This is a genomic window from Mangrovibacter yixingensis (genome assembly GCF_020523985.1).
Taxonomy (GTDB): Bacteria; Pseudomonadota; Gammaproteobacteria; order Enterobacterales; family Enterobacteriaceae; genus Mangrovibacter; species Mangrovibacter yixingensis.
In genome coordinates, this window is record NZ_JAIVKM010000001.1 from 721,651 (window position 1) to 734,734 (window position 13,084).

At 48.7% G+C, this 13,084-nt stretch carries 12 protein-coding genes; 3 read left to right on the plus strand and 9 right to left on the minus strand.

What is annotated here, in order from left to right:
- Nucleotides 1-40: 40 nt before the first annotated feature.
- The 5 genes from glnQ to rhtA form a co-directional block, all read right to left on the minus strand.
- On the minus strand, nt 41-763 hold the full coding sequence (gene glnQ, locus LC084_RS03440) for a glutamine ABC transporter ATP-binding protein GlnQ (protein ID WP_226569368.1): 723 nt from the start codon (nt 761-763) through the stop codon (nt 41-43).
- Nucleotides 760-1,419 carry a glutamine ABC transporter permease GlnP gene (gene glnP / locus LC084_RS03445; RefSeq protein WP_036107532.1) on the minus strand — a complete coding sequence of 220 codons (660 nt, stop codon included), beginning with the start codon at nt 1,417-1,419 and terminating at the stop codon, nt 760-762. Before glnP ends, glnQ begins: the two co-directional genes overlap by 4 nt.
- Before the next feature lie 79 nt (nt 1,420-1,498).
- A complete protein-coding gene (gene glnH / locus LC084_RS03450; protein ID WP_226569370.1) occupies nt 1,499-2,248 on the minus strand; it encodes a glutamine ABC transporter substrate-binding protein GlnH in 750 nt (249 codons plus the stop codon).
- A gap of 364 nt (nt 2,249-2,612) precedes the next feature.
- The gene (gene dps / locus LC084_RS03455) at nt 2,613-3,116 is read right to left on the minus strand and encodes a DNA starvation/stationary phase protection protein Dps (RefSeq protein ID WP_226569372.1); all 504 of its coding nucleotides are present in this window, start codon (nt 3,114-3,116) and stop codon (nt 2,613-2,615) included.
- A gap of 326 nt (nt 3,117-3,442) precedes the next feature.
- Nucleotides 3,443-4,336 carry a threonine/homoserine exporter RhtA gene (gene rhtA, locus LC084_RS03460; protein ID WP_226569374.1) on the minus strand — a complete coding sequence of 298 codons (894 nt, stop codon included), beginning with the start codon at nt 4,334-4,336 and terminating at the stop codon, nt 3,443-3,445.
- A 370-nt stretch (nt 4,337-4,706) separates the two neighbouring features.
- Between rhtA and ompX the strand changes: the two genes are divergently transcribed.
- On the plus strand, nt 4,707-5,216 hold the full coding sequence (ompX, locus tag LC084_RS03465; RefSeq protein WP_226569376.1) for an outer membrane protein OmpX: 510 nt from the start codon (nt 4,707-4,709) through the stop codon (nt 5,214-5,216).
- 362 nt (nt 5,217-5,578) lie between these two features.
- Here the strand turns inward: ompX and mntS are convergent, their stop codons facing one another.
- Nucleotides 5,579-5,707: a manganase accumulation protein MntS gene (gene mntS, locus LC084_RS03470; RefSeq protein ID WP_226569378.1), complete on the minus strand. Its 129-nt coding sequence runs from the start codon at nt 5,705-5,707 to the stop codon at nt 5,579-5,581.
- Nucleotides 5,708-5,906: 199 nt separating this feature from the next.
- Here mntS and mntR point away from each other — a divergent pair, with 199 nt between their 5' ends.
- Nucleotides 5,907-6,383 (plus strand): manganese-binding transcriptional regulator MntR, encoded by a 477-nt coding sequence (gene mntR / locus LC084_RS03475; RefSeq protein ID WP_226569380.1) that lies wholly within the window; start codon nt 5,907-5,909, stop codon nt 6,381-6,383.
- 87 nt (nt 6,384-6,470) lie between these two features.
- Here the strand turns inward: mntR and ldtB are convergent, their stop codons facing one another.
- Complete coding sequence (gene ldtB / locus LC084_RS03480; RefSeq protein WP_226569382.1) at nt 6,471-7,391, minus strand: L,D-transpeptidase; 921 nt, start codon at nt 7,389-7,391, stop codon at nt 6,471-6,473.
- Nucleotides 7,392-7,606: 215 nt separating this feature from the next.
- Between ldtB and LC084_RS03485 the strand changes: the two genes are divergently transcribed.
- Nucleotides 7,607-9,199, plus strand: coding sequence for an ABC-F family ATPase (locus tag LC084_RS03485; RefSeq protein WP_226569384.1), 1,593 nt, complete (start codon nt 7,607-7,609; stop codon nt 9,197-9,199).
- A gap of 82 nt (nt 9,200-9,281) precedes the next feature.
- Here LC084_RS03485 and LC084_RS03490 read toward each other — a convergent pair whose 3' ends face one another.
- Both LC084_RS03490 and LC084_RS03495 read right to left on the minus strand, forming a co-directional pair.
- On the minus strand, nt 9,282-11,648 hold the full coding sequence (locus LC084_RS03490) for a glycoside hydrolase family 31 protein (protein WP_226569386.1): 2,367 nt from the start codon (nt 11,646-11,648) through the stop codon (nt 9,282-9,284).
- A gap of 14 nt (nt 11,649-11,662) precedes the next feature.
- Entirely contained in the window at nt 11,663-12,964 is a 1,302-nt protein-coding gene (locus tag LC084_RS03495) for an MFS transporter (protein ID WP_404808321.1), read from the minus strand.
- Nucleotides 12,965-13,084: the final 120 nt, after the last annotated feature.

Here is a 13,084-nt window from a genome sequence, read left to right on the forward strand (position 1 = left end):
TGGCTGCGCCCTTTTGCTAACATTTGGCTTCCTGGTTATATCAGGAAACGTGTTGCAGGAACTCTTGCAAACGTTGGCTTGGTGGGTTTTCGATAAGCGCTTGTGGATCACCGTCTTCCGCAATACGCCCTTTATCAATAAAGATCAGGCGTGAAGCAACTTTTTCTGCAAACCCAACTTCGTGCGTAACGATAACCATCGTCATGCCTTCTTCTGCCAGGTCCTGCATCACTTTAAGTACTTCATGGCGTAATTCAGGATCCAGCGCGGAGGTGGGTTCATCAAACAGCATCATTTTCGGTTTAACTGCCAGTGCACGGGCAATGGCAACACGCTGTTGCTGCCCGCCAGACAGTTCAGACGGGTAATGATTCGCACGCTCAGCCAGCCCCACTTTTGCCAGCAGGTCTTTTGCCAGTGCTTCGGCTTCAGGTTTGGACATCCCGCGTACACGGGTAGGGCCGAACATGACGTTTTCCAGCGCAGTCAACTGCGGAAACAGATAGAACTGCTGGAACACCATCCCAGCTTCCTGGCGAATCAGGCGCTCGTCTACTTTGGGGTCATTAACCTTCAGCCCATCAACGAACAGATCACCGCTGGTTATCTCTTCCAGTTTATTAATGCAACGCAGCAAGGTGGATTTACCGGAACCAGAAGGGCCGATGATGACTACCACTTCACCCTGGTTAATTTTCAAATCAATATTGTGCAGCACCTGGGTTTGACCAAAGTGCTTGGAAACATTCTTAAATTCAATCACAGGATTTTCATCCTTTTCTCAAAGCGACGCAGGATAAAGCTTAAAACAAGAGTAATGATGAGATAAATAACCGCTACAGCACTCCAGATTTCCAGTGCCCGGAAGTTACCAGCGATAATCTCCTGGCCCTGACGGGTCAGTTCGGCTACCCCAATGACAATAAACAGTGACGTATCTTTAATGCTGATGATCCACTGGTTACCCAACGGTGGCAGCATACGGCGCAAAGCCAGTGGCATGATGACATAACGGATGGTTTCCCTGCGGGATAAACCTAATGCCAGGCCAGCTTCACGAAAGCCTTTGTGGATAGACAACACTGCACCACGAGTAATTTCTGCGATATAGGCACCGGAGTTGATCATAATCGTGACAACAGCGGCTGTCAGAGGATCGATACGTATTTCCGGGAAAGCCATTGGCAGTGCAAAGTAGATAAACATGACTTGCACAACAATTGGCGTACCGCGAATAACTTCGATAAATACCAGTGCGATGAGGTTAGCGATTTTACCGCCGTAAGTACGGGCAAAACCCGCTGCCAGGCCAATGATTAAACCACCAATTAACCCGAGGACAGAGATCCATAAGGTTAATCTTGCGCCTTCCATTAAGGCGGGGATGGCAGGCCAGATGGCGCTCCAGTCAAACTGCATGATGGGTTCCTGTTACCGTGTTTTTTAAAAATAGCAGGGGCGACAAAAGAGCGCCCCTGGGACTGCTTTGTTTTTTTAATTATTTAGGTTCGGTATCGAACCATTTTTTGTAAATCGCGTTGTAAGTACCGTTAGCTTTCAGCGTTTTCAGTGCTGCGTTAACTTTGTCACGCAGTGCATCGCTGCCTTTCGGGAAAGCGATACCGTATTCCTGTGCTTCCAGCGATTCACCTACAGCTTTGAACTGGCCATGACCCGCGGTTTTGATGAAGTACAGAATGTTTGGTGTATCGTGCAGTACTGCATCGGCACGGTTGGTACCCAGTTCCATATAAGCGTTGTCGATATTCGGGAACTGGTGCAGCTCTTTGGTTTTGATATGCGCTTTCGCATAATCAACAGAGCCAGTACCACTTTTCACCGCAACAATCTTGCCGTCTAAATCTTTAACGCTTTTGATATCGTTATTGTTGGCTTTTACCATAACCAGCAAGCCACTGTGGTAGTAGCCATCAGAGAAGTCGACCGCTTTTTTACGTTCGTCAGTGATGGTAATACCTGCCATGGCAACATCGATGTTTTTGGTTTGCAGTGCCGGGATAATCCCGCTGAAGTCCATCGGTTTCAGTGTGTAATCCAGTTTCGCTTCTTTAGCGATAGCGGCCCACAGGTCTACATCAAACCCAACGTATTTATCGCCTTGTTTGAATTCAAATGGCACAAATGCAGTATCGGTTGCCACAATCAGTTTTTTCTCTGCTGCGTGCGAAGAAGAAACAGCAAAGGCCAGGGTAAGTGCAGCCAGTGAGACTTTTAAAATAGACTTCATAGCGTTTCCTTAGTTAAACCTTGGGGCAAGCCCCTGCGAAAGCATGCGCAACATGAAAAAATCGTGCCAGATTTACAACATATTGTTTTTGCTTATGACTGATATGTAACATCGCACAAACAGTGATGCAAGGTGGTATTAATGCACTATGTTGGGGCTTTATTATGGTGCATAATATCAGCCGCTAGTGCGGTGCTGTTTTTTGAACCATATTTCGCTGAAACAATAGCCGTATTTTACGTATTTGCAACTGATTAGATTTATCTTATTTACCTGGTGCCAAAAAAAAGCGCACTTACGTGCGCTTTTATGGTGCATATGGCTATGCCTGCCAGCGTAACTAAGTGTTATGGCCGGCGCAGAATTAATCGATGTTGGATTCAATAAACCACAGGAATTTATCCAGATCACGGGATGCAGCAGTGAAAATATCCGCTGTATCTTCGTCTTTGGCTTCTGTAATAGCTTTACGTACATCGTTCGCGACAATCGCGTAGCGGTCTGCCAGTTCTTTAAGGTGATCCTGAACTGAATGAATATCCAACGGGTAACTTTTCAGTGGTGTCTGGGTATTAATAACTTGTGTGGTACCCAAAGCAACACCGCCAAGCTGCACTGCTCTTTCCGCCATCGTATCCAGGTGGTCGGTCAGTGCCGTTCTGAAACCATCCAGCATTTCGTGTACAGCAATAAAATTAGCGCCGCGCATATTCCAGTGAGCCTGTTTCGTTATCAGTGACAGGTCAATAAACTGAATCACCTGACGGTTAAGTAATTCAATAGTGGCTTTTTTATCACTGTCGGCGACATCATTACGCGTATCCAGAAGTGAGGTTTCATTCATTTTAACCAATTTTGCAGTACTCATTGTTGATATCCTCTCTCGTCAGGTTCCAAATATCTTACGCAACTGAGTATAGCAGTTGATTGGGGTAGGTTATTTCTGTCACTGCCTATCAGTTAAATAGCTACAGCAATGCTTGTTTTATTTTATGATTAATAATCAATGTGTTGTATGTTTTTGTGGCGAATTGTCGGGATGAGGGATTATCAGAATGTTCTATATGAATATATTTTCTTACGGGTTGCCAGTGTTACCAAATAAATACATCGCTATGAATTAAACTGCATTTTGGTAAAAAATAACCCGGGTGAACGGGTTATTTAATGGCGAGCGAAATTTAAATGTAAATATTAATTAATCTCAACACGCTGGATTTGTGCATCACGGCGCAAAGTCATAGCGGAACCTGCGGATGCAACAATAATAGAAATTAACGCTAACCCCTGAGGCCAGGTGAGTGTTTCACCAAGAAAAATCAACCCGGAAATGGCCGCCAGAGCAGGTTCCATACTCATTAAGGTGCCGAATGTACGGGTTGGCAAGCGGGTTAGCGCAATCATTTCCAGGGAATAGGGTAATGCGGTTGATAACAGCGCAATACACAACCCCAGCGGTATTACTGCCCAGTGCCATAACCCGGCACTGGCCTGAAACATGCCCAGCGGCACAAAGACAATAGCGGCTATTAATGAACCCATTGCCACGGTTGCCGGGCCATGATCGGCACCAGCCCGGTGACCAAAGAGTATATACAGTGCCCAAAACGCACCAGCGCCCAAAGCACAGAGCGCGCCAACCAAATCCACACCGGCAACATTCTTGCCCAGCGGTAACAGAAACCATAAGCCCAGTACGGCTAAAATTACCCACACAAAGTCAATTACCCGCCGGGAAGAGAACAGGGCAACAGTGAGGGGCCCGGTGAACTCCAGTGCTACGGCAATGCCCAAAGGGACGGTGCGAATAGACAGATAAAACAGGTAGTTCATTCCCCCCAGCGCAATACCGTATATCAACAGTGGGATGCGTTGTTCGGCTGTAAAACGCAGCCTCCAGGGTTTAAAGAAGAGGGCCAACATGAGTGTACCCAATGCCAGACGCAAAGCAGTTACGCCTGGCGCACCAACCTGAGCAAACAAGGATTTAGCCAGCGAGGCACCACTTTGAACTGAGATCATGGCAATAATCAGAACAAAAACAGAAAGCAAAACAGATTTTCGGGATTTGCGCAGTTGTGCTGGCATGAGCGTCCTTTCATCAACAGATTTAGTCATTAGGCCACAAGGCAAAAGCGTCGCTTATTCTAGTGGATTTTAATCGTGGTGGTTGATGTTCTATTGAAAAAAAATCGGCAAAGGCGGCATACAATAGCCATTTATGGAGCTTATGAATATAACGCGCATTAGGAATAATCCTTTATTAATACAAATTCTAAGTGATTAATAAATTAGCGTTTAATAGGTTATTTTCATGAAAAATAAGGAAAATCTTCCGATGGGAAAATTCCTGTTACAGGAATTCCTGCTTTAGACAACACAAAACGGCAGGAGTTTCTTCCATAAGTTTGATATATTGGACACTTACGGAATTATTTGAAGCACATTTGAGGTGGTTATGAAAAAAATTGCATGTCTTTCAGCACTGGCTTGCGTTCTGGCCGTTTCCGCAGGTACTGCATTTGCAGGTACCAGCACTGTTACTGGTGGTTACGCGCAGAGCGATATGCAGGGCGCTGCTAATAAAGCTGGCGGCTTCAACCTGAAATACCGCTACGAATTTGATAACAGCCCGCTGGGTGTTATCGGTTCCTTCACTTATACCGAAAAAAATCGCAGTGAAGACAGTGTTTACCATAAAGGCCAGTACTACGGCATCACTGCTGGTCCTGCTTACCGCATCAACGACTGGGCAAGCATCTACGGCGTAATTGGTCTGGGTTATGGTAAATTCCAGCAGACTGACTACCCGGAAAAAGCTGACATGAGCGACTACGGTTTCTCTTACGGCGCTGGTCTGCAGTTCAACCCGATTGAAAACGTTGCGCTGGACTTCTCCTATGAACAAAGCCGCATCCGTAGCGTTGACGTTGGCACCTGGATTGCCGGTGTAGGTTACCGCTTCTAATTCCTTTCGGGGAATAAAAAATCCGCCATCCGGCGGATTTTTTTTATCCCACAGATATGCCGTTGCTGAATGTGTTGGGTTGGTATCACTTTGGCAATGCCTGCTGGTATTTTCTTCACTAAAAGCGTGTTACATCCACCCGGCTGAAAATGGCTGGGGCACAGGATTGTATCGGCGCGAATCATCTTGTTAAAAAATGCAAAATATGTCTTGCTGAACGAGGCGTTGCCCTGGGATAGGCGTAATTCTTTTATTGGTACCTGCCGCCGAGGGCAAAAATCAGGCTCTTTGGTGACGAGCTGGCGGGCAAAGCTAAGCCGCAGCTTTTTAGGTTGCTGAGCTGCGGCGCTGAATTCGTGGGATCAGGCGCTTTTGTCGTTACAATTACGCGGCGTGCTGCTAAGCCGTTCACACAGCAATTGCAACAACATCAGGCGTACTTTAAAAGGAGAATGACTGAACACGTTTAGGCACCTCTTAACTTCATTCATTGTGACCTCCCTGGTTGTTGTATCTGTAGGGTTGCCAGCTTTCCTTTCTGGCTGTGTTATATACAGATATAGCATGAGCTATATTATATAGCTATGGCTATTTATGTTTTTTTTTGCGTCAGGGCCTGGCTGGATTACAATGACTGCCCCGTGATGACACCATCGCGAAAGAAAGAAAGAAAAAGAAAGAGGAATCACTATGGTCCGTCGCGCCGGAAAAAATAATACGGATAGCGCCACTCAATTGGTGAATGTTGAGGAACATGTTGAAGGTTTTCGCCAGGTTCGGGAAGCGCATCGGCGAGAGTTGGTTGATGATTATGTTGAGCTTATTTCTGATTTAATTCGCGAAGTAGGGGAAGCTCGCCAGGTTGACATGGCGGCACGTTTGGGGGTTTCTCAACCTACTGTTGCGAAGATGCTTAAGCGTATTGCCGGAATGGGGTTAATAGAACAAATCCCATGGCGTGGTATTTTTCTGACTCCAGAAGGTGAAACTCTGGCGCAGGAAAACCGTGTACGCCACCAGATTGTGGAGCATTTTTTATTGGCGTTAGGAATAAGCCCGGAAACCGCGAGAGTGGATGCCGAAGGTATGGAGCACCACGTAAGTGAAGAAACACTGGCGGCCTTTGCGCGTTTCACCCAACAACAACGCGAGCAGGAACCTTGCTAAAAGCGGTCCCCAGAGGTTGCTTTATCGTGTATAGAAAAACCCCCAGCCAGGCTGGGGGTTTCCGTTTTACAGAGACGCCGCATAGTCTCAGTTCAGGCGAACAGGCATACCAGAGCGTTGCTCGATAGCCTGGCTCAGAACATCCTGGTTAACGTCGGGTTCATTAGTTACAGCCTGAACACCTTTGGTCAGGGCAATCGGAACCACTTCGTTGTTGGCCATTTGTGCTTCCGTTGTTGACAGCGGATTATGCACTTCAATAAACCGTGAACCGTCTGGCTCGGTGGTGGCTTTTACTGGTACATCAATAAACTGAACACGGGTACCAACTGGCACGTGGTCGAACAGGTATTTGATATCTTCAGCACGCAGACGCACACAGCCATGGCTTACACGCAGGCCGATACCAAAGTTGGCGTTGGTACCATGAATGGCATACAGGCGGCCGATATACATGGCATACAGCCCCATCGGGTTGTCCGGGCCTGCCGGAACAACGGCTGGCAACGGTTTACCCATTTCAGCATATTCAGCATGCATCTTGGCCGTTGGTGTCCAGGTTGGGCCGGCTTTTTTCCGCTCAACTTTGGTCACCCAGTTAATTGGCGTGTCTTTACCTAACTGGCCAATACCAATCGGCAGAACAACGACCGTTTTGGTGCCAGCCGGGTAGTAATACAAACGCATTTCAGCACTGTTGATAACAATGCCTTCATGGGGCGTATCCGGCAAAATCAATTGTTGGGGGATGTTGAGCACTGTACCAGGTTTCGGTAAGTAGGCATCCACGCCTGGGTTTGCCTCAAGCATGTTGGACAACCCCATTTGGTATTTCGCGGCGAAATACTCCAGCGGTTCCCTACTACCCTCTGGAATAGTAACAACCTGATTTTGACCAATCAAACGGCTGCCATCGGTGGGCAGGGGATAGGTCACAGCCGAGGCGGTTTTGCAAAAACTCACCACAGAAAATGCTGCCAGTAAAAGAGTACGTAATTTCATGTTCATATTGCGCTATGCAAGTCACGATGCCACATGGGCCGTTAGTTGAAAAAACAGGTAGTGGCGTATTATAGGTTTATTCTTACTTGCTGGGAATTCAGATGTGGATGAAATCACATTTTTTTCTTCATGGTGCAGTAGGTAGTGAAGCGCCGACGGGCGTGATGCGAGGTTTTATGGCATAATAGATCGTTTGTCACATTTTTTTGGGAAGAGAGCCTGTGTTAGTCACCAGTAATATCACCATGCAGTTTGGCAGTAAGCCGCTGTTCGAAAATATCTCAGTTAAGTTTGGCGGCGGAAACCGCTATGGCCTGATCGGCGCCAATGGTAGCGGCAAATCCACCTTCATGAAAATACTGGGGGGTGACCTGGCCCCGTCTGTTGGGAATGTGTCCGCCGATCCGAATGAACGTATTGGTAAATTGCGCCAGGATCAGTTTGCGTTTGAAGAGTTCACCGTGCTGGATACCGTGATCATGGGCCATGGTGAACTGTGGGAAGTGAAACAGGAGCGTGACCGTATTTATGCCCTGGCCGAAATGAGCGAAGAGGATGGCTATAAAGTTGCCGACCTCGAAGTGAAATATGGCGAAATGGATGGTTATTCCGCTGAAGCTCGTGCTGGCGAATTGTTGCTGGGGGTTGGCATCCCGATGGAGCAGCATTATGGGTTAATGAGTGAAGTGGCTCCTGGCTGGAAGTTGCGTGTGTTGTTGGCACAGGCACTGTTCTCTAACCCAGATATACTGTTGCTCGATGAACCGACCAACAACCTGGATATCGACACCATCCGTTGGCTGGAGCAGGTGCTTAACGAACGTGAAAGCACCATGATAATCATTTCCCATGACCGTCACTTCCTGAATATGGTCTGCACCCATATGGCCGACCTCGATTACGGTGAGTTGCGTGTCTACCCGGGTAACTACGACGAGTACATGACTGCAGCAACTCAGGCGCGTGAACGCTTGTTGGCTGATAATGCCAAGAAAAAAGCACAAATTGCCGAGTTGCAGTCTTTTGTCAGCCGCTTCAGTGCGAACGCATCAAAATCGCGCCAGGCAACGTCTCGCGCCCGCCAGATTGATAAAATCAAACTGGATGAAGTGAAAGCGTCCAGCCGTCAGAACCCGTTTATTCGCTTCGAACAAGACAAAAAACTGTTCCGTAATGCACTGGAAGTGCAAAAGATAAAGAAAGGCTTTGATAATGGCCCGTTGTTCAGCGATGTGTCGTTGTTGCTGGAAGTGGGTGAACGCCTGGCTGTTCTGGGTACCAACGGCGTGGGTAAATCCACATTGCTGAAAACCCTGGTGGGTGAACTGGCTCCTGACGCGGGCGAGGTGAAATGGTCTGAGAACGCGAGTATTGGCTATTATGCTCAGGATCACGCAGCCGATTTTGACAACGACCTGACAGTGTTTGACTGGATGAGCCAGTGGAAACAGGAAGGTGACGATGAACAAACCGTGCGCAGTGTGTTGGGGCGGTTGCTGTTCAGCCAGGATGATATTAAGAAACCGGCCAGCGTACTTTCGGGTGGTGAAAAAGGGCGGATGCTGTTCGGCAAACTGATGATGGAAAAGCCGAACATCCTGATTATGGATGAGCCAACTAACCACCTGGATATGGAATCTATCGAATCGCTGAATGCCGCGCTGGAAATGTACCAGGGAACACTGGTTTTCGTTTCCCATGACAGGGAGTTTGTTAGCTCACTGGCAACCCGCGTGCTGGAGATAACCCCGGAACGTGTTATCGACTTTACCGGTGGCTACGAAGATTACCTGCGCAGTAAAGGTATTGAATAACTGCCGTTAGGTTCATCTATAAGCACGGCTTCCAGGGTGCCTGGAAGCCGTGTTATTTTTCAGCATCAGCGTGACGTATTTTTTAGCGCGTCCAGTGTGTGCTTTCCACCCCGTTAATCACTAATTTACGGGTTTCTCCTGCCGGAAGTTGTACATCCAGCTGTTGCCAGGCTGGCTGGTAATCCCCTTTTGCGGTTACTGTTAGCTGGATTTCTTCTGCGGTACAGTTCATTACCCAGTTAACCCATAGTGCATTGCCTGTCTGGTAACCCCAGCTTTCACCGTCGTCTTCGAACAGCATGCCGCTGCAGCTACCCGGGTTACGCAACGGGAACAGTTGCAATGCGCGTTTGTTGTCAGCAGACGGGTTAACATGGCCGATATATCCACTCAGTGGCAGACCAGCTCCTGCCCGCACCAGCAATGGCAACGTTTCCAGTGGTGCCGGACGGGTTATCCACTGGCCACCGGCAAACCATTCCCCGGTATGGAAGTCATACCAGCCTGCCTGGTTGTCTGGAAGCCACAATGTCCTTTCCCGTGCACAGGGTTCTACCACACTGGCAACCAGAATATCGCGGCCCAGCATAAATTCATCGCACTCTGCGAAGGTTTGCTCGTCCTGCTCGTGGTCAAGGAATGTTGGGCGCAGCATTGGCTCATCGTCCTGGTGTGCCTGCCACAACAGGGTATACAGGTAAGGCAACAGGCGGTAACGCAGTGCAATTGCTCCGCGAATAGCTGGCGTAACCGCCGGGTACATCCAGGGTTCATTCACCGTCTGGTCATCATTCCATGAGTGAATGGTAAACCGCGGGTGCATGATGCCATTCTGTACCCAGCGAACAAACAATTCTGCATCTGGTTTATCGCCCGAGAAACCACCGACATCATGGCCGACGTTATACAGTCCAGACAGGCTCATGCCGAGGCCCATGCGAATGTTATAACGCAGTGTTTGCCAGTTGGTTCGGTTATCGCCACTCCAGGTTTGAACATAGCGCTGCATCCCGGCGCAACCTGAGCGTGAAATAAGGAATGGGCGTTTACCGGGGGCAAACTTCTGTTGGGCTTCCATTGATGCCCGCATCATCAGTAATGGCATCACCGGGCGAATATGTTTAATAGCGACTGGCTGCCCAAAACCACAGCAGCGTGCTTCACCATCCCAAACTTCATACTCGTTGTTGTCATTCCAGGTGGAATCAATACCTTTTTCCAGTAACTGGCGGGTAACGCCTTCCTGCCACCAGGCAATCGTCGCGGGGTTAGTGAAATCAAGGTGAGAACCTTCGTCATCCCAAAAACTGGAGCGTTCGGGTTGCCCGGTTTCTGAATCCTGAATGAACAGCCCCTGTTCGGCAACCTGCGCATATTGTGGATGGTCTTGCAACAGGCAGGGTTTGATATTGGCAGCCAGGCGTAACCCGGCATCATGAAACGCAGCACTCAACGCATTTGGATTTGGAACTTTGTCGTAGTTCCAGTTAAACACATAACGCTTGTTGTTAATGGAAGTGTAACCCGACGAAAGCTGGAAGGAATCGCAGGGAATAGCATGTTCCTGGCACAGCGAAATAAACTGCATGAGTTGGTTTTGTGCATCTGGTGCATCGGTGTAATGCATGGTCGAGCCACTGTAACCCAGGCTCCATTTCGGGCCAAAAAACGTTTTCCCGGTTAAGCGTACAAAGGTTTTAGTTACATCCAGAACTTGTTTACCGGCAAAAATATAATAATCAATATCGCCAGCTTCAGCCTGCCAGCGGCGGTAGGCGGTGTGGTAGTTGTCCAGTTCATTACCCAGGTCAAACCAGCAACTGCTCAGGTTGTCGTAAAACAACCCGAAGCTGATATCCGGGCGGCGCGTAATGGTAAAAGGTACATGTTTATACAGGGGGTCTGTGGACTGGGCGTTATACCCCATGGCATCCAGATTACGCATTTCATAGCGCTTGCCGTTGCGGGACAGGTCACCTGATTTTTCACCCAGCCCGTAATAGCGGTCCTGAGCAAAACGGCGCTGGTAGTGGGCAACACCATCGCCATGGGCATTGAGCAGGTAAGCGCTGGTTGGGCGGTCACTTGCCATAAATTGCCACTGGCCCGCGTCATCACGGTAATGCCATTCCAGCCATAGAGGCTGGTGAACTGTTACGCGTAGCTGGCCGCTGGCAAGGGTTAGGGTATCATTCTGTTGTTGTGCCACCATTGGGGGAAGAGTGAAGCCATCGAGTGCGTCACGCGGGCGGCCAGAAAGCGGCGTGTCTTCTTTGCCAGGTGCGACAGACCAGGTGCGGTCCAGGCTCCAGTTCCCCTGGCGTTTCAGGCTAACCCGGAACATACCGGGTTCCAGGAGAGTGATACAGAGCTGATGTTTTTCCTCAACATCCAGTACAGCCTGGTGCTCATCAATATGCGCAACGCGCCAGTGTTTTAGGGTTTTCATCAGTGACTTATCCTTTAGTTACGTGCAGTGCGGCGTTCAGCAATAAACATCACTAAGAAGACCGCGCCTATCAAATCGAAGAAGCCCATTGCAATGAACAGTGGGTTAAAACCAATCTTGTCGGCAGTCACACCGATAAGCAGTGAGAACAGGAAGCTGGCAATCCAGGCAGCAGAACCCCGCATACCATTTACTGTTGCCATCTGGCCTTTATCAAAGGACTCAACCACCAGGGCGCTTAACATGCAGGAGATAATCTGGTGGCCAAATCCGCCAATGGAGATAAGTGCAATGGTGATGTATGGGTCACGGGTAAAGGCAACAATGGCCAGTGAAATCATTAAAAAGGCACCGGTTACCGAACTGGCTACCACGGAGTTGATGCGGGTGCAGCCAAAAAAGCGGGTATAGAGGCGGGTCAGATAACCGCTGGTAACACTGCCAAGGTCGGCGGCGAGAAACGGCAGCCAGGCGAACATCGCAATTTGTTTAAGGTCCATGCCATGATCTTTTGCCAGGTAAAGCGGTACCCAGAAGCTCAGTACAGCCCAGGCGGGTTCCGCCATAAATGCCGGGATAGCGATACCATAGAAGCGTTTATTTTTTGAGACTGTTTTCAGTGCGGTGAAAAAAGGTTGTTTAACGGCAGGGGGTTCATTGTCTTGCTTGATATAATCCAGTTCACTTTTTGCCAGGTTCGGGTGTTTATCGGGAGTATTGTAAAAGACCCACCACAGAATCACCCATAGCGCAGCCAGCACACCGGTAAACATGAAAGCGCCTTGCCAGCCGAATGATGCATGTGCGAAATAGATAATGGGCGGGGCGAGCATGGCACCAATCGAGAACCCAACACCTGCCCAACCAGAAGCAACCGGACGCTCTGATTTCGGGAACCATTCACCAATGGTTTTGGCGTTAGCGGGCGTAGCAGCGGCTTCAGAAGCCCCCATCATAAAGCGCAAAATAGCAAGGTGTATCCAGGAGCCAGCACCAGCATGCAGGAGACACATCAGTGCCCAAACCCCCGCACAAACCATAAAACCTATCTTCAGGCCAATAACATCTATTAGCCAGCCACACAGGGGTTGGAACAGGGTATAGGCCAACTGAAAACCACCCACAATCCACGAATATTGTTCAGTGGTAATCCCCAGGCTGGTTTTCAGCTCTGGCGCAAGAATACCAAGGGAGTTACGGGTTATGTAATTAACGGTGACACCGAGTAAGAACAGCGCCAGCATATACCAGCGCAGGTTTTTTATAACGCGGCGGGTTTTGCTGACCGCGACTGGGGTATTTATGTCCTGACTCATTTCTTTTTTCTCCACAAGACGGACGGTAGGGGATATGTCTCAGGTGCAATGATTTTTATATTGTTGATATTGCTTATCTTGTTACTATTTTCACCAGAAAAACTAGTATGGAAGTTAGCT